Origin of the sequence: Paenibacillus sp. FSL L8-0435, from assembly GCF_037965655.1 — a bacterium.
GTDB lineage: Bacteria > Bacillota > Bacilli > Paenibacillales > Paenibacillaceae > Paenibacillus.
Genome location: NZ_CP150185.1, coordinates 1,906,700 through 1,929,253 on the forward strand (window position 1 = coordinate 1,906,700; position 22,554 = coordinate 1,929,253).

Annotated in this window: 20 protein-coding genes and 1 riboswitch; of the genes, 15 read left to right on the top strand and 5 right to left on the bottom strand. The window is 46.5% G+C overall.

Translation table 11 applies throughout. The features are described from left to right. Positions 1-185 precede the first annotated feature (185 nt). From NST33_RS08780 to NST33_RS08805, 6 genes are all read left to right on the top strand, one after another. The gene (locus tag NST33_RS08780) at positions 186-551 is read left to right on the top strand and encodes an arsenate reductase family protein (RefSeq protein WP_221822951.1); all 366 of its coding nucleotides are present in this window, start codon (positions 186-188) and stop codon (positions 549-551) included. 138 nt (positions 552-689) lie between these two features. Then, positions 690-1,583, top strand: coding sequence for a 5'-3' exonuclease H3TH domain-containing protein (locus NST33_RS08785; protein WP_221822959.1), 894 nt, complete (start codon positions 690-692; stop codon positions 1,581-1,583). 5 nt (positions 1,584-1,588) lie between these two features. Further along, on the top strand, positions 1,589-2,695 hold the full coding sequence (locus NST33_RS08790) for a phosphodiester glycosidase family protein (protein ID WP_260632887.1): 1,107 nt from the start codon (positions 1,589-1,591) through the stop codon (positions 2,693-2,695). A gap of 31 nt (positions 2,696-2,726) precedes the next feature. Then, positions 2,727-3,413, top strand: a complete 687-nt coding sequence (locus tag NST33_RS08795; protein WP_221822963.1) for an MOSC domain-containing protein — start codon at positions 2,727-2,729, stop codon at positions 3,411-3,413. 72 nt (positions 3,414-3,485) lie between these two features. Then, positions 3,486-4,364, top strand: a complete 879-nt coding sequence (locus tag NST33_RS08800; RefSeq protein ID WP_221822965.1) for an ROK family protein — start codon at positions 3,486-3,488, stop codon at positions 4,362-4,364. Between the two features lie 177 nt (positions 4,365-4,541). Then, complete coding sequence (locus tag NST33_RS08805) at positions 4,542-5,543, top strand: HRDC domain-containing protein (RefSeq protein WP_221822967.1); 1,002 nt, start codon at positions 4,542-4,544, stop codon at positions 5,541-5,543. 70 nt (positions 5,544-5,613) lie between these two features. Here NST33_RS08805 and corA read toward each other — a convergent pair whose 3' ends face one another. Next, positions 5,614-6,549, bottom strand: coding sequence for a magnesium/cobalt transporter CorA (gene corA, locus NST33_RS08810; protein WP_062833460.1), 936 nt, complete (start codon positions 6,547-6,549; stop codon positions 5,614-5,616). A 451-nt stretch (positions 6,550-7,000) separates the two neighbouring features. Next, positions 7,001-7,124: riboswitch (SAM riboswitch) on the top strand. A gap of 235 nt (positions 7,125-7,359) precedes the next feature. Here corA and metA point away from each other — a divergent pair. The 6 genes from metA (at position 7,360) to NST33_RS08840 (ending at position 14,255) form a co-directional block, all read left to right on the top strand. Continuing rightward, positions 7,360-8,277: a homoserine O-succinyltransferase gene (metA, locus tag NST33_RS08815; protein ID WP_036610071.1), complete on the top strand. Its 918-nt coding sequence runs from the start codon at positions 7,360-7,362 to the stop codon at positions 8,275-8,277. Between the two features lie 24 nt (positions 8,278-8,301). Next, entirely contained in the window at positions 8,302-9,489 is a 1,188-nt protein-coding gene (locus tag NST33_RS08820) for a PLP-dependent transferase (protein ID WP_221822969.1), read from the top strand. Beyond that, positions 9,486-10,658 (top strand): aminotransferase class I/II-fold pyridoxal phosphate-dependent enzyme, encoded by a 1,173-nt coding sequence (locus tag NST33_RS08825; RefSeq protein ID WP_036669808.1) that lies wholly within the window; start codon positions 9,486-9,488, stop codon positions 10,656-10,658. The genes NST33_RS08820 and NST33_RS08825 overlap by 4 nt, the downstream gene beginning before the upstream one ends. A 241-nt stretch (positions 10,659-10,899) precedes the next feature. Continuing rightward, on the top strand, positions 10,900-12,036 hold the full coding sequence (gene mqnC, locus NST33_RS08830; protein ID WP_221822980.1) for a cyclic dehypoxanthinyl futalosine synthase: 1,137 nt from the start codon (positions 10,900-10,902) through the stop codon (positions 12,034-12,036). Positions 12,037-12,267: 231 nt separating this feature from the next. Continuing rightward, positions 12,268-13,245, top strand: a complete 978-nt coding sequence (locus NST33_RS08835) for an aldo/keto reductase (RefSeq protein WP_221822982.1) — start codon at positions 12,268-12,270, stop codon at positions 13,243-13,245. After that, positions 13,242-14,255 (top strand): zinc-binding alcohol dehydrogenase family protein, encoded by a 1,014-nt coding sequence (locus NST33_RS08840; protein WP_339307629.1) that lies wholly within the window; start codon positions 13,242-13,244, stop codon positions 14,253-14,255. Before NST33_RS08835 ends, NST33_RS08840 begins: the two co-directional genes overlap by 4 nt. A 316-nt stretch (positions 14,256-14,571) precedes the next feature. Here the strand turns inward: NST33_RS08840 and NST33_RS08845 are convergent, their stop codons facing one another. The 4 genes from NST33_RS08845 to NST33_RS08860 all read right to left on the bottom strand — a co-directional run bounded on the left by NST33_RS08845 (position 14,572) and on the right by NST33_RS08860 (position 18,026). Then, positions 14,572-15,477, bottom strand: a complete 906-nt coding sequence (locus tag NST33_RS08845) for a YitT family protein (protein ID WP_221822986.1) — start codon at positions 15,475-15,477, stop codon at positions 14,572-14,574. 113 nt (positions 15,478-15,590) lie between these two features. Next, on the bottom strand, positions 15,591-16,829 hold the full coding sequence (locus tag NST33_RS08850) for a cation:proton antiporter (protein ID WP_091014701.1): 1,239 nt from the start codon (positions 16,827-16,829) through the stop codon (positions 15,591-15,593). A 4-nt stretch (positions 16,830-16,833) separates the two neighbouring features. Then, positions 16,834-17,328: a cation:proton antiporter regulatory subunit gene (locus NST33_RS08855; RefSeq protein WP_036610059.1), complete on the bottom strand. Its 495-nt coding sequence runs from the start codon at positions 17,326-17,328 to the stop codon at positions 16,834-16,836. Between the two features lie 293 nt (positions 17,329-17,621). Continuing rightward, entirely contained in the window at positions 17,622-18,026 is a 405-nt protein-coding gene (locus NST33_RS08860; protein WP_221822988.1) for a hypothetical protein, read from the bottom strand. Positions 18,027-18,197: 171 nt separating this feature from the next. Between NST33_RS08860 and NST33_RS08865 the strand changes: the two genes are divergently transcribed. The 3 genes from NST33_RS08865 to NST33_RS08875 all read left to right on the top strand — a co-directional run bounded on the left by NST33_RS08865 (position 18,198) and on the right by NST33_RS08875 (position 22,472). Then, entirely contained in the window at positions 18,198-19,151 is a 954-nt protein-coding gene (locus NST33_RS08865) for a putative sporulation protein YtxC (RefSeq protein ID WP_237176208.1), read from the top strand. A gap of 415 nt (positions 19,152-19,566) precedes the next feature. After that, a complete protein-coding gene (gene thrS / locus NST33_RS08870; protein WP_221822992.1) occupies positions 19,567-21,504 on the top strand; it encodes a threonine--tRNA ligase in 1,938 nt (645 codons plus the stop codon). Positions 21,505-21,680: 176 nt separating this feature from the next. Then, complete coding sequence (locus tag NST33_RS08875) at positions 21,681-22,472, top strand: 3D domain-containing protein (RefSeq protein WP_339307633.1); 792 nt, start codon at positions 21,681-21,683, stop codon at positions 22,470-22,472. The last annotated feature ends 82 nt before the right edge of the window (positions 22,473-22,554 follow it).

Consider the following 22,554-nt stretch of genomic DNA (forward strand, 5'->3'; position numbering starts at 1 on the left):
AAACTGTAAGATTTTGACCCAAAAAATATAGCGAATGTGTGTTTTTGATCTCATTCGCCAAAGTCAGTAAAGTTGCATGGCGATGGTATCGATTTGGAGCGACTTTTGGATTTGCGAAGCAAACCAAGGGAAGCGAGAAGTCGAAACCGGAGCCACACCGGAGCCACACACTAGGAGGCAAATCAATGAGTAACTTAAAAGTATATCAATATGCCAAATGCGGCACATGCCGCAAAGCAGTAAAATGGCTTGAAGCTCAAGGACATGAGCTGGAGTTAATCCCTATTTTTGACTCACCGCCATCAGAATCTGAACTAACAGAACTCATCCAACAGAGCGGGCTCGAAGTGAAAAAGTTCTTTAATACGAGCGGAGAAGTATATAAAGAACAACAATTGAAGGACAAGCTGCCAGGCATGTCCGCTGATGAACAGATTCGTTTACTGGCTTCCAATGGTCGTCTCATCAAACGTCCGATCGTTACGGATGGAGAAAAGGTGACGGTTGGATTCAAGGAAGAAACGTACGAGCAGGAATGGAATAACGCATAAACGCGCTGAATGTCAGCCTTGAATTGTTCAAAATTCAGGGCTTTTTTGGCTGAACGATGGTTGGCGGAACTATGCTATAATGATAGAATTAGTTTCGTATTTTATATGCTAGATTTAGATAGGAGAGAACAAATTCAAGTGAATCAACGTAATGAACCTACTTTGTTGCTGGTAGACGGTATGGCGGTGTTGTTCCGTGCTTTTTATGCGACATCTGCAAGCGGATATATCAGACGTACAAAGGCAGGATTGCCTACCAACGCAGTCTACGGATTTATCCGTTATTTCTGGGATGCGGTTCAGACTTTTGGGCCAAGTCATGTTGTATGTTGTTGGGATATGGGCGGTAAGACGTTCCGCGGTGAAGAATACGCAGCTTACAAAGGCAACCGGGCAGAAGCTCCGGATGACCTGATTCCCCAGTTTGCTCTGATTCGTGAAGTCATGGATAGCTTGGGTATTCCGAATATAGGTGCACAAGGATTCGAAGCCGACGATTGTATCGGGACGCTTGCGAAGTATTATACCGAAGAGACAGATATGAATGTTATGGTACTGACGGGTGACCACGACATGTTGCAACTGATCAATGACCGCACAAGTATCATTATTATGAAAAAAGGCCATGGCAACTACATGGTGTACAACCCTGAAACGCTCATGGCTGAGAAACAACTGACACCTCGTCAAGTGATTGACATGAAGGGTCTGATGGGAGATGCCAGCGACAATTATCCTGGAGTGCGGGGAATTGGTGAGAAAACAGCGTTGAAGCTTGTACAGGAATACGGCTCCATTGAAGGGATTCTGAGCAACATGGATAAACTGTCCCCTTCGGTGCGTAACAAGATTGAGAATGATCTGGACATGCTTCATCTGTCCCGCAAACTGGCAGAGATTCATTGTGCTGTTCCGGTTGCCTGTGCGCTGGATATCTGTGAATTGCGTCTTGACCCGGATATGGTGATGGACAAGTTTGAACAACTTGAGATGAAGAGCCTTGGCTCTTGGATGGGAGTGGCAATAGGGTGAGCAACATGCAGAACGTACGAACAGGCAAAAAGTGGTGGACAGGGGCTATGGCCCTCGTCCTGGCCTTGCCCGTAATTCTTTCGGGAGCAGTAAGTGCACCACAGACAGTGGATGCCAAAGCAGCAATTAGCACCAAAGTACAGAAAGTAAAAGCAGCAGGACGTAATTTTACCGTACAGACCGTTTCGATTCCAAAGGGAACACCGGTTACCGTGGGACTCGCGAAGAAGCAAGTGGGCCAGACGGCAACATTGCCATCGATCGTGAAAGCCTATGGTGCACAAGCAGCCATTAACGGAGCATTTTTTGAAGCATACAACGGAGCACCAGACCCATATGGCATGTTAATAGCAAATGGTAAGGTCATACATATTGGAAGATACGGAACATCCATCGGATTTAAGGAAGACGGCTCCGCGATCATGGACTCACTTCAGGTGAGTTTGACAGGTAAAGTAACGGATACAAAAGGTAAATCACGCAGTTGGTATGCCACCTTTATTAATCGAACGCCTTCAGCGAACGCAAGCATTACGATGCTGTATACGCCAGAACGAGGTGCCACAGTCGGGTTCAAAGGTGGCACTGCGGTTGTTATCGAGAAAGGTATCGTGACCAAAAAAGTGCCCAATACAAATGTAGCGATTCCTAAGAATGGCTCGGTATTGGTCTTCACAGGCAACCAAAAGTCTTCTTCAGACCGTTTCACCGTTGGTTCGACCGTAGAAATGAATTATAAGTATACGAACGCAGCAGGCAAAGAGATCCCTTGGCAAGATGTAGTGACTGCTGTTGGGGCAGGACCACGTCTGGTAAAAGACGGTAAGGTAGCTGTCAATCCGACGAGCGAAGGTTTCAAGGATGCCAAGATTCTTAATGCTTCCGGAGCCAGAAGTGGTATTGCGATTATGGCGGACGGTTCTGTTATGCTGGCTACCGTTTCCGGAGCAACAATCAAGGAGTGGGCAGCGGTGATGCAGAAGCTTGGTGCCAAACAGGCCATGAATCTGGATGGCGGTGCTTCCTCGGGTATGTATGCCGGGGGCAAAATGCTGACTTCTCCAGGCCGGCTCTTGAGTAATACACTGGTATTTGGCGGCTCTGTGCGTTAAAAGAAAGTGATTATTGGGAGGTATGACGCAAATGACACTCACATCTGATCGAAAGCCAGGGGAGGGTAATACAGCTGTTCTGGCCATTAATGTAGGGTTGCCGCAGCCGCTCCCTGGGCAGAAGCGTGAAGTGCTGAGCGGCATTGTGAAACATCCTGTATCCGACGCGGTTTTCCTGTCATTCACTGGAATGACAGGGGACGCGCAGGCGGATCTGGTGCATCATGGCGGCCCTGACAAAGCCGTTTGTGTATACGATTACAGTCGTTATACGGTGCTGGAACAGCTGATGGATCGCAAGCTGAACTGGGGAGCTTGTGGAGAAAATCTGACAGTTGAAGGCTGTGCCGAAGAAGATGTCCGGATTGGTGATGTGTACGAGTTGGGCGAAGCCACAGTACAGGTCAGTCAGCCCAGACAACCTTGCTTCAAACTGGGTGCGAGGTATGACTATAAGGAGTTGCCTGTTTATTTTCAGGAGAGTGGACATACCGGCTTTTACTTTCGTGTACTGCAAGAAGGGGAGGTTCGGCCTTCATCGATATTTCGACGAATCAGCACCGATCCTTCATCCATGACGGTTCTTGAAGCCAATCGAATTATGCATCAGGGGAAAGAAGATATGGAAGATATTCAGGCGTTACTGGCCATACCTGCGCTGTCAGACAGCTGGAGGCAGACGTTAATGAAACGGTTGTCCAAGCTGGAGAACAAGTAACAGGGTAATTATTGTGTCATCAAGTAAAGTAATCCGAATTCCTTTTTAAACTAACTTGGGAGTGTGACTAACATGACGATCTTAGGCGCAATTGAAGCAGGCGGAACCAAATTTGTATGTGGTATTGGCACAGAGAACGGAGAAGTTCTGGAACGCGTAAGTTTTCCAACAACAACACCGGAAGAGACCATGGCTCAAGTGATTTCATTTTTTGAAGGCAAAGGCATTAAAGCTCTGGGTGTAGGTTCATTCGGTCCGATTGATCCGATTGAAGGAAGCCCAACATATGGCTATATCACAACAACACCAAAACCACATTGGGGACAGTATAACGTGATTGGCAAGCTCAAGGAGCATTTTGATGTACCGATGACATTTGATACGGATGTGAATGGTGCGGCACTTGGAGAAGCAACTTGGGGCGCTGCACAAGGTCTTGAGAGCTGTCTGTATATCACTGTGGGTACAGGTATTGGTGCAGGTGCTGTGGTTGGCGGTAAAATGGTCCATGGCTTGTCACATCCAGAGATGGGACATATCATTGTACGCAGACATCCAGAGGATACATACGAAGGTTTCTGTCCGTATCATGGTGACTGCCTCGAAGGTCTTGCAGCAGGACCAGCCATTAACAAACGTTGGGAGCAACCGGCTTATGAACTGCCTGCAGATCATAAAGCTTGGGAGATCGAAGCGCATTACCTGGCGCACGCACTGATGAACTATGTCCTGATTCTCTCTCCGCAGAAAATCGTCATGGGTGGCGGAGTAATGAAGCAGGAGCATTTGTTCCCGATGGTGCGTAGCAAACTGCAGGAGTTGCTGGCAGGGTACGTTCAGCATCCGGCGCTTCAATCCGACATTGACCAGTATGTTGTGTCACCAGGACTTGGAGACAATGCAGGTCTGTGTGGTTCGCTGGCGCTTGCCAAGTTGGCATTGAATAAATAGGTCATTAAGGGATTGACGAATTTTACCATTGTGGTATGATATGGGCAACAGCATAGTACGGTTAATGAGGAAGCACCTCTCTTGCATGGATTTTGCAGGAGGGGTGTTTTTTTGTGCTGCCTGTAGGTAGCGTAACTAACCCGTATAGGCTGAAATGTTAAAGGGAGGGAACAGAAAATGGAAGTCATTTTCATGAACAGATTGTCCAAAATGTCAGATCAGAATGCAGAGTATGCACAGCTATGGATTGGGGAGGAGGAAGATAGTTGGCAGCTGGGATGGAGCCGCTACGAGGAAGGAGAGCGTGAGGACAGCATCTGGTATGAAGGGACTTCTTGGGAGGAGTTGCTTCATATTTACCGTCTTCAGCTTGCCATACAGATGAGTGAGGGGTACCGACCGCAGTTGCAGGGATTATTTCATGAGAATGATGATCTGAAATCACGCAGTTATGGTGGACAGCGCCTCCATTGTTACAGTGAGTTATACGGCAATGAGCAATTATATACGGATCTGTGCACATGGCGCAGGAAGAGAGCTGTGTCTGACCGGAAGGCACCGTATTTTGTTGCAACAAATCGTCTGCTGCGCTTGATCAGTGCCTTCGTTCCGCAATCGCTGGATGAACTGATGCAACTGCCGGGCGTAGGAGAGAGCAAAGCGACTGAGTATGGTACGGAATGGATGGAGATTACAAGCGGATTGGAGCGTTCAACGACATTCCCGCTGGACTGGGTATATACGGCGCTGAAGGAAGAAGAGTATGAGAGTTGGTTATACAAGCAGAGAGAGCAGAAGTACAAGCAGGAACTGGATAAGTTCACCACGCGCAAGCAGGTGCTTGAAGGCATGAAGGAAGGATATACGTTAGAAGAGATTGTTAATCGATCCGGATTATCCCGACGCGAATTGATTGAGCTGTTGGAGACACTGGATCTGGAAGGTTATGACACCGATTGTCTTCTTGATGTGGAGCTGGCAGTGATGCCAGAGAACGAACAAGAGGCCGTATGGAGTGCGTATGAGGAGCTGGGAGATACGTTCCTGAAGCCAGTATTACATAAGGTGTATGGAGGAGAGAAACCCGATGGAGGAAGTCTGGAACAGGTCTATGAAAGACTGCGCATGATTCGAATCCGCTTTCGTCGGCACGCAGAGACAGAGAAGAATGTTGGTTAATGATCAGAAATGAAAAAAGACGAGGCGTTTCTCCCGGAGGAGCGCTTCGTCTTTGTTATTTCATATGAGTTCATACCCAGTCTTTCTTGCGGAAAATGAAGAACATGCTCAGGCCCAGGGTAACCATCAGGCCAATCACAACAAAATAGCTGTATTTCCAGTTAAGCTCTGGCATATTCGTAAAGTTCATGCCGTATATACCCGTAATGACCGTCAGCGGCATGAAGACCGTGGTAATGGCGGTAAATACACGCATGATCTCATTCGCCCGGTTCGCAATACTGGATTGGTAGGCTTCTCGCAAGTTTCCCATCAGGTCGCGATAAGTCTCAAAGGTTTCAGAGATTTTTACAGCATTCTCATAGATGTCACTGAAATACTTTTGCAGTTGATCATCGATGAGACGCAGATCTTTTTTGTTTAGGGTGTTAATGACCTCTTTCTGAGGTCCAAGCACTTTTTTCAGCCACAGGATCTCACTGCGCAGCCCGATAATCTCATTCAGATGTGACTTTTTGGTGTGCATCAGAATGTCTTCCTCAAGCTTCTCGATCCGTGCTTCAATTCGGTCACCTACGGTGAAATAATTATCAACAATCAAGTCAACCAGCAAATACAGCAGACGATCCGGTGTACTGATTTCCTGTTCCCACAGGATTGGTTTCAGTGTGCGCAATTCGCTGACCTTTTGCTTGGTAACACTAATAATGAAATGTCTGCCGAGAAACAGGTTGACCGCACGTAGAAATATCTCTTCATCATCGAAACGGATGCTATTAATCACAATAAAATAATGGTTCTCATAAATTTCAATCTTCGGACGTTGTTCTTCATCACTAAGACAGTCTTCCACAGCCAGATCATGCATCAAGAACAGCGGCTGAAGTACCGCCAAATCGTCTACGTCTGCATCAATCCAGTAAAATCCTTCCGCTGGTGGAGTCAGCGCCTGCTGAATGTCGTCCACCGGAATAAATACACCGTTGTTTACCAACCGGATTTTCATCGTTAATCTACTCCTTCTGCACCCGCCAACTTGGCGGATATTATCATTATGGGCGCAAAAAGAACAAATCAGCCGGTCGGCAGCGGAGCCTGGAGATCAGGGCTGCGTTCACTATATACTCAAACGGAAGTCACGTCCCGCTGCCGGCATGCTGATGTCAATTCTCTATGCAGTTTGTCGGAATTCGGCTGCCAGTCAGGCCTCGGGTCGCCATCCATTTAATATGTCACCTCTCACATAAGGGTTTATAACACCTTGTTTAGTATACCGCTGGTACAAGGTGCTTTCAAGCGCAAAAATGTGTCTATTTCGCGCCCTGAGGCAGTGTATGACAACGGATGATGAACGGTTCCGATCTGGGAAGCAGACATCGAACTGCATCTTGACGTGAGGGCATTAATGTAATAAAGTAGACGGTGAACCATATTTAATTACAATCTAATACAGCGAAATCTTATCAAGAGTAGGTGGAGGGACTGGCCCGATGAAACCCGGCAACCGGCGGTATACCGCACGGTGCTAATTCTTGCAGCGACTAAGTGTCAAGTGGCACTGTTGTAACTGAGAGATGAGAGAGGCGCATATCTTTTTTACATATGACCTTTCTCGAAATCCGAGGAAGGTCTTTGTTATATGCCCCGACTTCTCAGCAGTGATTTTCGCTAAGGAACTTGAGGTTGTTTGTAACGTTGGATGAAAGAGCAATTCAATGTTTTTACAAGCTCAAGGCAGTCTATAACTGTATTGATGTGAAGACATCAAGCCAGGGGTGGCTGCATCTATCTATGCACAAGGAGGAGTTAGATTTATATGCCAATCAAAATACCCGATACTCTACCAGCAAAAGAAGTACTTGAAGGAGAGAATATCTTCGTCATGGATGAAACTTCTGCATATCAGCAGGATATTCGTCCACTCCGTATCGCTATATTAAACCTGATGCCCACAAAGGAAACGACCGAAACACAATTGCTTCGTCTGGTGGGAAACACGCCTATTCAGGTGGATGTCGTTCTCGTACATCCCAAATCCCATACGTCGAAGAATACGTCTCAGGAGTATTTGGATCTGTTCTATAAAACCTTTGATGAGATTGAGCACCGCCGTTTCGATGGAATGATCATTACGGGTGCACCGGTGGAACAGATGGATTTCGAAGACGTGAACTATTGGAATGAAATCCAGGAAATCTTCGAATGGACCAAAACCAATGTGACTTCAACCCTCCACATATGCTGGGCTTCCCAGGCGGGTTTATACCATCATTTTGACGTACCCAAGGTTGCACTTGATGAGAAGTGTTTTGGGGTTTTCCCACATACCATCAATAAACCACATGTTCCGTTGTTGCGTGGGTTCGATGAAGTATTCAACGTTCCACATTCCCGTCATACGGAAGTGAGACGCGAAGATATTGAAAAGAATGAGAATTTAGAGATTTTGGCTGAATCCGAGGAAGCGGGGATTTTCCTGGTTGCTACCAAAGACGGCAAACAGATTTTTGCCACAGGACATGCCGAGTATGACCCGTTCTCATTAAAATGGGAGTATGACCGGGATGCAGCCAAAGGGTTGGATATCGCATTGCCTAGACATTATTATCCGAATGACGACCCTTCCCGTGTGCCACCGGCTACTTGGCGCGCTCATGCCAACTTATTATTCTCTAACTGGCTCAATTACTATGTGTATCAAGAAACACCTTACGATATTGGCCCGCAAATCTAATCGAGATTACAGGAGGATGCAGCAATGGAAGACAACAACAAGTTGAAAATCGAAAGCCGCTTAGCACAAATTGGGTCCATCAATGAACCGGTAACAGGCGCCATTAACTTTCCGATCTATCAATCCACTGCGTTTCGCCACCCGAAGCTTGGACAAAGCACGGGGTTTGATTATATTCGTACGACTAATCCAACACGTAAAGTATTGGAAGAAGCCGCCGCAGCGCTGGAGTCCGGTGATGCAGGGTTTGCCTGTAGCTCGGGAATGGCCGCGTTGCAAACGATCTTTGCCATGTTTGGTCAAGGGGATCATCTGATTGTATCGCTGGATCTGTATGGTGGAACCTATCGTCTGCTGGAACGTATTCTGTCCCGTTTCGGCGTAACTGCTAGTTATGTGGATACGAATGACCTTGCAGCACTGGAGAAGGTTCGTCAGCCGAATACCAGAGCTGTATTTATTGAGACACCAACCAATCCACTGATGATGATCACCGATGTGGAAGCCGTTGCTTCCTGGGCGAAAGGTTACAACCTGTTGACCATTGTTGACAACACGTTGTTGACTCCATTTTTCCAACGTCCGATTGAACTGGGTGCCGATATCATCATTCATAGCGCTACCAAATATCTGGGTGGACACAATGATGTGCTCGCCGGACTAATTATTACCAAAGGTGAGGCATTATCTGCAGAGATGGCGTTCCTGCATAATTCCATTGGAGCGGTATTATCTCCAAGTGACTCCTACCAGTTGATGAAAGGTATGAAAACGCTGGCTCTTCGCATGGAGCGTCATGAGCACAATGCACTTACGATTGCTAAATACTTGCTTGAGCACCCAGCGGTGGTTGAAGTGTATCATCCAGGCCTATCCGATCATCCGGGGTATGAGATACAGAACAAACAATCCACGGGTAACACAGGTATCTTCTCTTTCAAAGTGAAGGATGCACGTTATGTTGAACCGTTGCTGCGTCATATCAAACTCATTGCTTTTGCCGAAAGTCTCGGCGGAGTTGAATCACTCATGACTTATCCGGCAGTACAGACTCATGCGGATATTCCGCTTGAAATTCGTGAAGCCGTAGGTGTGGATGACCGTCTGCTCCGGTTCTCCGTAGGCATTGAACATGCGGATGATCTGATTGCAGATCTCGGCAATGCGCTGACAGCTGCACAACAAGAAGTGGAAGGAGGCGTGCACTCATGAGTGAGTCCAACAACAAGCCCAATTCCGAGTTGAAATTTGATACCAAGTTGCTCCATTTTGGCGATGAGATTGACAAAACGACTGGAGCCTCCAGTGTACCGATCTATCAAGCATCAACCTTCCATCATTTTGATATCTTCAATCCGCCTCAACATGATTACAGTCGTTCGGGTAATCCGACACGTCAGGCTTTGGAAGATTACATCACATTGCTGGAGGGCGGCGCACGAGGCTTTGCCTATTCTTCGGGGATGGCTGCGATCTCAAGCGTGTTCATGATGTTCTCCGCAGGGGATCACATGATTGTGACGGAAGACGTATATGGAGGTACGTATCGTTTGCTTACTTCCATATTAAGCCGTATGCAGATTGAGACAACCTTTGTAGACATGACCAATATAGATGAAGTAAAAGCGGCACTCAAGCCAAACACCAAGGCAGTTTATATGGAAACACCGTCCAATCCTACACTGCGGATTACGGATATCGCTGCTGTAACTGACTGGTCGAAGGAACATGACCTGATCACGATTCTGGATAACACCTTTATGACACCGTATTATCAGCGTCCAATCGAGCTTGGTGTGGACATCGTCGTACATAGTGCTACGAAGTTTCTCGGAGGTCACAGTGATGTACTGGCAGGGTTAGCCGTTGCTCGCACGGAATCACTTGGCGTACAACTGAAACAGTTGCAAAATGGACTTGGAACTGTACTCGGGGCACAAGAATCCTGGCTTCTGATGCGCGGGATGAAAACCTTGGGGGCTCGCATGGCTCATAGTGAACGGAGCACAGCCAAACTGGCGGCATGGCTTAATGAGCGCAGTGATATTACCGCTGTCTTTTATCCAGGACTTGAGGATCATCCGGGCCGTGAGGCACATGAGCGCCAGTCCACAGGATATGGAGCTGTCGTTTCATTTGATGTCGGTTCAGGTGATCGTGCAAAAGCAGTTCTTAACCGGGTGAAGCTCCCCATTGTTGCTGTAAGCTTGGGAGCTGTGGAGAGTATTCTGTCCTACCCAGCGATGATGTCTCACGCTGCAATGCCGGCTGAGGTTCGCCGTGACCGTGGCATTACAGATGGGTTGCTGCGCTTCTCTGTAGGTCTGGAAGATATCGAAGATCTGATTGTAGATTTGGAACAAGCACTTCAGGAATCCTAGCAAAACTGGATGACCGAATAAGCCGATGCGTATCACTTAAGTTTGAAATAATTCTTTTCCATATGTAAAAATTTTTACTTATTTTTAAAGCACCTGTACATAAGGTGCTTTTTTTCACATGTAACCTGTGTTACGATATGTGGAGTACAGAAATACGATGTTGCCACCAGAACTTGCTTTTCTTGAACAAGTTGGGACGGATCGTTATATAATTTCTCTTCATGAGGGAGGCTTTTTTACGATGAGTACGGTAGACCGTATCTTAGATAAAGCCCTTCGGGGCGAACGGTTGGACTTGGAAGACACGATTCAGCTATTTGAATCCAACGAAGTGGACAAAATCGGGGCTGCTGCTAATGTCATTATGAAACGCATGCACCCTGAACCATACAGAACATTTGTAATCGGGCGTAACGTCAACTACACGAACGTGTGTGATGTGTACTGCCGTTTTTGTGCTTTTTACCGCAGACCTGGATCGGATGAAGGTTATGTACTTCCGGACGAAGTTATTTTCCAGAAGATTCAGGAAACGGAAGATGTGAATGGTACCGAGATTTTGATGCAAGGTGGAACGAATCCAAACTTGCCTTTCAGCTATTATACAGACCTGTTGAAAGCCATCAAAGAGCGTTTCCCAAACATCACGATGCACTCTTTCTCCCCAGCGGAGATTATGAAAATGGTTGAAGTATCCGATGGCCTTACATTGGAAGAAGTTGTTCGTGCCATTCACGAAGCTGGACTGGATTCCTTGCCTGGTGGCGGTGCCGAAATTCTGGATGATCGCACACGTCGGAAAATCAGTCGCTTGAAAGGTTCATGGCGGGATTGGATGGACGTTATGCAAACTGCACACCGCATCGGTATGAACACCACCGCAACGATGGTTATTGGCCTTGGTGAATCGATGGAAGAGCGTGCACTGCACTTGCTCCGTGTACGTGAAGCACAGGATGAATGTATTGCGAACAAGTATGATTCCGAAGGTTTTCTGGCGTTCATTCCGTGGACGTTCCAACCGGATAATACAAATCTCAAACTGGAGCGTCAGACGCCAGAAGAGTACTTGAAGACTGTTGCCATCAGCCGACTGGTGCTGGATAATATCAAGAACATTCAATCCTCATGGGTAACCATGGGTCCCGACATCGGTAAGAAGTCCCTTGAATTTGGCTGTAATGACTTCGGTAGCACCATGATTGAAGAGAACGTTGTATCTGCTGCTGGTGCAACTTACAAAGTTAACATTGAATCCATTCTGCGTTTGATTCGAGAGTCCGGTTATATTCCGGCTCAGCGTAACACCCGATACGAGATTGTACGCATGTTCGATGAAGAGAATTCCGTGCATGAAGATTTTGTAATGCAGAACTAATTCTGATTATTTGAATACTACTCCCATAAATGCTGATCTATAGATTAGTATTGATGAAGCCAAGCCCGCTGACTACTCCGTTTGGAGAGACGGCGGGCTTTTTTGATTTCTTCTGCGGTTCGAGATCATCAAACAGTACATGTTAGGCAATTGGCGATATTTTATATTGAAATTGAACTGTTACAATGAAAGGGAACTTGTGTAGTCAGACATGCTGGAAGGGGTAAACCGATGAAGAGAAGAATACTTGGCAAGACGGAACTGGACGTACCTGTATTGAGCTTTGGAGCATCCTCACTCGGTTCTGTATTTCGTGACATTGACCGGGACGAAGGGATTCGCACTGTACATGCGGCTGTAGATGCGGGGATGAATTACATAGACGTTTCGCCTTATTACGGGCTGACAAAGGCGGAGACAGTGTTGGGTGAAGCCATCCGCAGCTTGCCCCGCAGTTCATATATATTATCAACCAAAGCCGGACGGTATGGGGAAAATGAGTTTGACTTTTCACGTCAGCGGATTCTGAATAGCGTGCAAGAGAGCCTGGATCGACTGCATACAGACTATATCGACATTCTGTTCCTGCATGATATTGAATTTGTGCCAGCAGAGATTATTATCGAAGAAGCTTTTCCAACGTTGCTGCGTCTGAAAGAGCAGGGAGTTATACGACATGCGGGCATATGTGGATTACCCTTGCCTTTGTTCGAGAAGGTTCTGCCACAGATCGATGCGGATGCGATCATATCGTATTGTCATTATTCATTGAATGATACCTCATTATTGTCGTTATTGCCCTTGTTGGAAAAAAAAGAAATGGGCCTCGTCAATGCTTCGCCTCTTTCTATGGGCTTGTTGAGTACCCGAGGGGCTCCTGCCTGGCATCCGGCAGACGATCGGGTGAAAGAGCTCTGCCTGAAGGCTGCCCGCTTCTGTGCAGAACAAGGCAGTGACATTGCCAAGTTGTCCGTGCAATTCTCCACGTCGAATGAACGAATTCCGACAACACTGGTGAGCAGTGCCAGCCAGCGCAATATCCTCAATAATGCAGCCTGGATAGAGGAACCGATGGATCAGAGCCTGCTGGATGAAGTGCTGCGCATTCTGGCTCCATTGCATAACGAGACGTGGTCAAGCGGACGACCAGAATATAATACGAAGCCAAGCAAAACCACAGCAGAAGCATCCAAGGGGGAACAACGATGAGAGCCATTGTATGTGAAGAAATAGATCAATTGAAGCTCCAGGACCTGCCTCAACCGGAACGAGCAGAAGGAGAGGCGTTGGTTGCCATTCGGCGGATTGGGATCTGTGGAACGGATCTGCATGCGTACAAAGGCAACCAGCCATTCTTTACCTATCCTCGTGTTCTGGGTCATGAACTGGCGGCTGTTATTGAAGAAATCGGTCCGAACGAGGCTGGGTTACAGCCTGGGGATCAGGTAAGTATTATTCCGTATCTGCATTGCGGTCACTGTATTGCATGTCGCAATGGAAAAACCAATTGTTGTGCGTCCATGCAAGTCATGGGTGTGCACGTAGACGGAGGCATGAGAGAAAGAATCAGCGTGCCTGTCTCACATCTGCTCTCAGCAGAAGGTTTGACGTTGGATGAGACGGCAATGGTAGAACCATTAAGCATTGGAGCCCATGCCGTCAGAAGAGCGGGAATCAAGCCTGGTGAGCATGTGGTTGTGATTGGAGCTGGCCCCATTGGCTTGGGTGTGATGGCATTTGCCAAACAGGCGGGAGCGCGTGTTATTGCCGTTGATCGTAATCTGGACAGGTTGGAGCTTAGCCGGACTTGGGCTGGAGCGGATGACTTGGTTCAGGCGAATGAACATTCTGTGCAGCATGTGGCTGAAATCACGGGAGACGACTATGCTACAGCTGTTTTTGACGCAACCGGTAATGTGAATTCCATGAATGAGGCCATTCAATATGTTGCGCATAGTGGTCAACTCATTTTTGTAGGACTAGTGAAAGCAGATATTACTTTTCATGATCCTGAGTTTCACAAGCGGGAGATGAGCATCCTGGGCAGTCGAAACGCAACCCGTGAAGATTTTGAACAGGTCCTGTCCACCTTGCGTCAAAAGAAATTAAATATGGATGGGTATATCACACACCGAGTGGAATTTGATGAGTTACCTACGGCAATAGACCAATGGTTATTGCCAGATTCCCATGTAGTCAAAGCCATCGTTGAGCTATAATAACAAGTAAGTCTGATAACAGAAAAAAACGCTCTCTGACCTTGGTGGACAATACTGTCCATCCATAGGGGAAGAGAGCGTTTTTTGTAAGTTGAATTAAAATTACACGATAACGAAGAGGACAGAAAAAACCTGAAAAAGCGAAGCGTTCGCCTGAAAGCTTTCTGAAAGAAAGCAGCTCCGAAAGCATACGCTATCCCCGGATTTTTCCCTTGAGAAAAGGGAATAGAAAAAATCTGGGGATAACAGCGATTGGAAGGTTGTTCTGTCATCGTAGTGTCAGTGTAAATATCTTTAGGTCAACTTACATGAGCTATTATTTTTCCGGATTCGTTACAATGCCCGCATGTGGATCAATGTGACGCACAATGGACTTCAACCAGATTATCTCCAGAACATGTACCTCATAATAAAGTGCACCCGGGATTTGCCTGATCCATCCTTCCGTCATCGCGAGTTGTGTTGAGTCAGAAGTGGCTTCCAGCGTTCCAGGTTCACGGCGCAGCCGTTTGCGTACAGCTTTTTCAACTTGAGAGCTTTGTGTGGTCAAAATGCATACTTTTCGTTTGGAAGAAAAGCCCCTGAACGCAATGTACACCATTTCATAAGCAATAAGATAGGCGATTACGGAATACATCGCTTGGTCCCAGCCAAAGACAACACCAGCGGCTGTCAGTATCAACAAGTTAAGCAGCATGATTATTTTTTCGATAAGCATCCGTTTTCCACTAAACACACGTTCAGGTGGGCGGGAAGACGGATCACCGATTTCCAGCGTATCCAGTGTCCCACCATACCGTACGACGAGCCCAATTCCGAGTCCGAGGCATAATCCACCAAACATGGCGGCAGCCAGCGGATGCTCTACAAGTGGCGGCATGGGATGAAGCACAATGGCACCGATCGAAAAGACAACCAGACCCAGAACAGTAACCAGTACAAATTTCTTCTGCACAATCTTGTAAGACAGAAATATAAACGGAACATTAAATAAAAATAGGAACAATCCAATCCTCATTTCGGTCCAGTGGGCGAAGAGTGAGGAAATGCCGGTAATGCCTCCAATAATAATCTTATTGGGGTGTAAGAACAATTCAAGTCCCACGGAGGCCAGAATTCCGCCCGCAATAACGAGAAACAGGTTTAACCAGCGGCGGGTAGACGATATCCTGGTCTTGACGGTGTTTGGCACCGGATTAGCCGATATCAGAGGTGCTTTCATAGGTCATCCTCCTTAGTGCGGCTTTCGAGCCATTCTCCCTGGGTTAGTCACAGAAAGATCGGCGTAAGAGCCGCGAAGTACGTTAGTATGTCTGTTCTGTACAGACATAGGAATTATCCTTCTTTCTGTAGGACCTTTGGTTCTTCTTTCTTTTTCCGAGGATCTTTGAACTTGAATATTTTATCCAATAAACGGAATACATGTTTGGACTCTTTGGTTAATAAAGGACCCAGAATGGCCAGAATTAGGACATACAGCGCGGCAAATGGTTGAATCATTGGCAACAGTCCACCGGCTTTACCCATATTGGCCAAGATGATGGAAAACTCACCCCGTGAGACAATGGTTAATCCAATATTTGCCGATGCTTTGGGCGATAGCCCTGCACTGCGTCCAGCCAACATACCGGCCAGGAAGTTACCGAACAATGTAATAACAACTGCAATCAGGGCCAACCATACGGCTTCGCCACCCAGGGACAAAGGATCAATGGACAATCCAAAGCTGAAGAAGAAGATGGCTCCGAAGAAGTCACGGAACGGTAGAATCAAATGCTCAATCCGCTTCGCGTGTTCTGTTTCAGCAAGCACCAGACCAACCAGTAATGCACCAATCGCTTCGGCAACATGAATGGTTTCAGAGAAACCAGCTACCAGGAACAAGGCTCCAAATACAACGAGAGAGAAGAGTTCATTCGATCGAATTTTAAGCAATTTGTTTAGTAGCGGTGTTGCTTTGCGTCCAAGGATAATCACGATAAGCATGAATCCAAGGGCAATAAGTGCGGACATGATGACGCCTCCGATGGAGGATGAATCACTAAGCACAAGTCCGGACAAGATTGAGATATATACAGCGAGGAATACATCTTCGAACATAATAATACCCAATATCATCTCTGTTTCCGGGTTGGCTGTTCGTTTCAAATCGACGAGTACCTTGGCCACAATGGCACTGGAAGAGATGGTAGTTATACCTGCGATAATAAGTGCTTCTGCAACTGGGAAACCGGAAACAAAACCGAATATTAATCCCAGCGTAAAGTTAATGCCGATGTAGATCGAGCCGCCAACTGCAATGGAGCGACCCGATTTAATTAAACGACCTACCGAGAATTCAAGTCCAAGGTAGAAGAGAAGGAACAGGATACCGATCCGACCCATGAATTCAATAAAAGGCTGACTCTCAATAAAGCGGAAGTCCAGATGCCAGATTTTCATGGCATGTGGACCAACGGCCATCCCGATTAGAATATAAAACGGAACAACCGAAAATCTTAGTTTTGCCGATAAAAGGCCGGCTGCCGCAATGAGCACAAGGGCCAGACCTACTTCGAATATCAAATGATCCATCTATTTACCCCCTTCCAGTCAGGAGGAGGGATTTAAACAGTTTCTGCTGATTGCGTTCGCCAACGGCTACCACCGTGGATTCTGCACTGATAACTACCTCCGGACCTGGGCTGATATGTTTTTTGTGATTTTTCTCTACAACGGCGATAACCGTTGCCCCAGAGTTTTGACGTACGTCCAATTCACCGATGGATTTACCGATACTTCCAAAAGATGGTTCGATTTTGTACCACTCGATAATCAGGTCGTCAAACGTTACTTCAATATTTTCAAGCTGCTTTGGTTTGTAAGTTAATCCGCCAACAATAGCAGCAATCTGTCGTGCTTCGTAATCGTCAAGTGTGATCATCGAGATGCTTTGATCGGGATCATCATACTCGAAGTGGTACATTTCCCGGCGACCGTCATCGTGAATAATAATGACAATTTTATCACCGCTGCTTGTTTCAATTTGAAATTTTTTGCCAATTCCCGGCAAGTCTGTTTCGCGTACATCCATGGATTGTTGCCTCCTTATAATTAGGGGCTGGCCACAGAAGACAGGCTTATTTCCCGAAAATGATTAATCTGCTGCTCAACGGAACATCAAAAGATGCGGGTAAACAGAGCCAGAAATTCCTGACACAGCCATATGATTTGAATTTGTCGGTGTGGGTACAACAAAAATAGGTACTGTCAGAACATTGGTTTATCTAACGTGTGCTTAAAGGGTTATAAGTTATGCACAAGCACACCGTCTTATAAATACAGAGGTGTCTCCATGCAAAAGCAACCTGTAATACGTCGTAACGGCTAGTGAAGAGCGTTCACGTATTTTGGTGCTATAGGGGTGAGGGATACATACATGCTGGTAAACTTAATAGGTAGCAGAAATAATCTGCGTTTAAACAGACAATACCACGGTTTAAAGGACAGACCCGTTGTAGGGATTCGCAGCATCAATACCAATGCGAGGACAAGAAAGACAGGCTTATTATGCGTAACCGCAATCAGCTTGGACATGACTTGTGGGTATTTGCGAATGACAGGTTTCTGCTGGGATTCGGGTATTTGCAACAGCACTTCCTTGTTGGAAGTTGCTTCTACAGACACCCCAACGGCAGATTCGGTCTGCATCGGAATAGGGAAGCACAAGGCTTGGAAAACGCACAAAATGATAATGATAGTGTAGTGGAGTATTCTAGGTTGTTGTCTCATTTTGGCTTCCCTCCTTTTCCGTGAAACATACTGTTATTAAAATAATAACACATTTTTGTCTTAACTCCAAACCTCTTCATAATATACTGAGAAATCATGACACGCTTTCCATCAATCCGCTTCGTATATCCCCATCGGCCTTGCCATATACTTTGAACAGGAAGGAAAGGAGTGATTCTTGTGGAACTGTTTGCTGTATGGACCGATGTATCGGGGCAAGAGGAAGCGGATCAATTTTATCGTTGTGTCAAGGAAAAAACCAAAGGTTTACATATAAATAAAAGAGGTTTCCGGCTCACCTTCAAACATAATGATGGAAGAGCAACCTGGGTGTGCAGAGGGAATGAGAATCACGAAGACTTCCAGCAATGGCTTCCCCGGATCAGTGATCTGCTCTCCCTTGGACTCGCCGACTTCATTATGGAGACACAAGAACGAGGCATGGTGGAGGATATGATCGCCAAGGCGTGTTCTGTCATGGATGAGCATGAGGTGGAGAAGGTCAATCGAATCTGCATGCCACTTCTATTAAATGGTGATCTGGATCAGCCCGGACTTCGGGAGCGCCGCCGTACTACGTTAGCCAGTGGACTACGGCAGGATCTGGAGGATGTTCACTTTTTTCACCTTGAAGGTATTATCAATTTCCGTATACGGCCATATAAGCAGGAACTTCAGGAATTAGTGGAGTATGCACTCGATGAGTTCTGGATGGATCGGCAATATGAAGAGTTTATGGGGCTGTTAAAATATTTTGTGTTTTTTCAAGAAGCCAAAGTACCACTAGTTCATCTTGTACACAAGGGAATGCATGAATTTCAGGTCTTGGATGCTGGACTTAATCTGTTACCTGTGCAAAAGGATGAACAGGTTGTTGTGGAAATGCCGGGTCTGGAACTGGAGATGGATATTGAAGATATGATTGTAAGTACACTCATCTCGATCTCTCCTGAGAAGGTCATGCTCCATACACGCACCCCGGATCTGCCAATCATCTCGACCATATGCCAGATCTTTGAAGACAAAGTGCAAATATGTCATCATTGCCCGGAATGCGAAGTGCTGCGCTCAGGATTGTTGACAGGTCTTGACGCAAGTGATCTCGGCAATTATAATAACTGTTGATCCATGAATTTTTCATGAGAACCATTGAACCAAAAGCGTTGACAAAGACAACAACCACACGCAAGATCGGTGCAGAGAGAGGAACCTAGGCTGGAATTTCCTCCGGATATCACGTATGGTTTACCCCTTTGTAGCTGCAATTTTGAAAGTGGAGTTAGAATATCGCCTTTATGGGGGATTATCCGCGAGTAAGGATCTGCCGGGTCATGCCCGTTATCGTCATGCCAATGAGGGCTGTATTTCCGAATATGGATGAATCAGCTGAATTAGGGTGGAACCACGAGTATATAACACTCGTCCCTTTGCCGGGACGGGTGTTTTTTGCGTTCCTTTGCAAAATGACTGGAATAGCAATAGATTATCAGTCCATAAATATCTGGACTCGAAGGTTACATTAACAGGAGGAATGAGACAAATGGCAGTGAACATTAAATTACCGGATGGTTCGGTACGTGAGTATGCGGATGGCAGCAGCATTGAGGATGTAGCCGCTTCAATTAGCAGCGGATTGCGCAAAAATGCCGTAGCCGGCAAGTTGGATGGCATCGTGGTGGACTTGTCCACAACACTTCATGAGGGAGCATTGGTGGAGATCGTAACGCTGGATTCACCTGAAGGACTTGAAGTGATGCGTCATAGTACAGCTCACTTGATGGCTCAAGCAGTGAAACGTTTATATGGTAACAAAGAGGTACGCCTCGGTATCGGCCCTGTCATTGAAGATGGTTTCTACTATGATATGGATCTCGAACATGCGCTCAATCCTGAAGATCTGCAAAAGATCGAGAAGGAAATGGAACGTATTGTGAACGAGAACTTGCCAATTGTACGTAAGGAAGTTAGCCGCGAGGACGCGATCAAAACGTTTGAAGAAGTGGGCGATCCTTACAAACTTGAGTTGATTCGTGATTTGCCGGCGGACAGCGTGATTACGATTTATGAGCAAGGTGAATTCTTCGACTTGTGTCGTGGTCCTCACGTACCATCGACTAGCAAAATCAAAGTGTTCAAACTGATGAATGTCGCGGGTGCTTACTGGCGTGGAGATAGCAAAAACAAAATGCTTCAACGTATCTATGGTACGGCTTTTGTGAAAAAAGCACAGCTGGACGAGCATCTGCACTTCCTTGAAGAAGCTCGCAAACGGGATCACCGCAAGTTGGGTAAAGAGCTGGAAATGTTCACATTCTCCCAACTGGTCGGTCAAGGCCTGCCAATCTGGTTGCCTAACGGCGCGAAGCTGCGCCGTACTCTGGAGCGTTATATTGTGGATCTGGAAGAAAGCCTGGGATACCAGCATGTATACACACCGGTTCTGGGTAACGTGGAATTGTACAAAACATCTGGACACTGGGAGCACTACCAGGAAGATATGTTCCCGAAAATGGTTATGGATAACGAGGAACTCGTTCTGCGCCCAATGAACTGTCCTCACCATATGATGGTGTACAAGTCCAGCATGCACAGCTACCGTGATCTGCCAATCCGTATTGCGGAGCTTGGCATGATGCACCGTTATGAAATGTCGGGGGCATTAACAGGTCTGCACCGTGTACGTGCAATGACACTGAACGACTCACACATTTTTGCACGCCCGGACCAGATCAAAGAAGAGTTTGCTCGTGTTATCGAGTTGATTCAAACAGTGTATAAGGATTTTGGTATTAACGAATACCGTTTCCGTCTGTCCTATCGTGATCCGAAGGATACCGAGAAATACTTCCAGAACGACGAGATGTGGGAAATGTCCCAACGCATGCTGCGTGAAGTTGTGGAAGAACTTGATCTTCCTTTCTATGAAGCTGAAGGTGAAGCGGCATTCTACGGTCCGAAGCTGGATGTACAGATCAAAACAGCCCTGGGCAAAGAAGAGACATTGTCTACGGTTCAACTGGACTTCCTGTTGCCTGAGCGCTTTGAACTTGAATATGTGGGAGATGACGGACAGAAACATCGTCCGGTCGTTATTCACCGCGGTGTAATTAGTACAATGGAACGTTTCACAGCATTCTTGCTGGAGAACTTTGCAGGAGCTTTCCCATTGTGGTTGTCTCCGGTACAGGCAAAAGTGATCCCGGTATCCGGAAACTTCGACGATTATGCGCGTGAAGTGGAAGCGAAGCTGAAACGTGCGGGAATCTCTGCTGAAGCCGATCTGCGGAATGAGAAGCTTGGATATAAAATCCGTGAGGCGCAGCTTGAGAAAATGCCTTATATGTTTGTAGTTGGTGAGAATGAGCGTAATGCAGAAGCAGTATCCGTGCGTAAGCGTGGAGAAGGCGATCTGGGCATGAAACCGGTCGATGAAATAATCGCTCAATTGAAAGAAGAAATCGCAACACGTTTGGTATAAATGAACAAATGATCTATCGGATAACCAGTGCATAAGTTGCGCTGATCACTCTGCATAACGCCTGAATAACATGGGATTGCCCTATGTTATTCAGGCGTTTTTTCGTAGTGTTTGGTGTAAAAAGTATAGATTAATTGCTTTTTGGAAAACCTTTGCAGTGAGGGGGAGGTTATACAATGAAAAAGCAATTCTCAATTCAAAAGAAACATATACGTGGTTTATTGGTTGGCTGTATGATGTTCGCCGGAATGATGATTAACCTGAATCAGGCGGATGCCTATACATTTGAAGAGGAAAGTACAGTACTGCATGTCGAGAGTCAGAGCAGCGGCAGTGAAGGTCCGATTATTGAAGCTTCGAGCAAGTCGGATCAAGAATTTCCAGAACAGGTCAGCCATCAATACAGCGATGAAGCCCAGCTGACGACCATGGTGTATATGGCTTTATTGTGGTCACCACAACCAATGGTCCTTCCAAGACCTGATCTTCCAGAAAAACAAGTGGCAGATCCGTCTATGCCAGTGCTTGCTCCGCGTTCAGAACAAATCCTGGGTACACAAAAGGTTACAGCAACGGGATATACGGCAGGAGTGGAGTCTACAGGAAAAGGGCCTAAACATCCTCAATATGGAATTACGTATTCTGGTGTCAAAGTACGCCGTGATAAAGAAACGGTCTCCACGATTGCAGCTGATCCAAAATTGTTCCCGATGGGTTCCATTCTGTATATTCCGGGCTATGGCTACGGAATTGTTGCAGATACCGGTTCAGCGATCAAAGGCCATAAGATCGATCTGTATTTCCCGACAACCAAGCAAGTGTACAAAGAGTGGGGCAAAAAGGATGTGGAGGTACAGGTGATCAGGCAAGGCGCTGGGAAATGCACAGAAAAGATGCTCAGCGAGTTGGCAGATGCGATCGACGTGTACAAATCCGTACCGGACTCGTGGCTGGACAAGGCCATATAATTTCACCTAGTCACATGAATAACTGAAGTGCTCTCTTCACATAATATTGACTGGGGACGAACCCCGCGGTGCAGCAATGCAA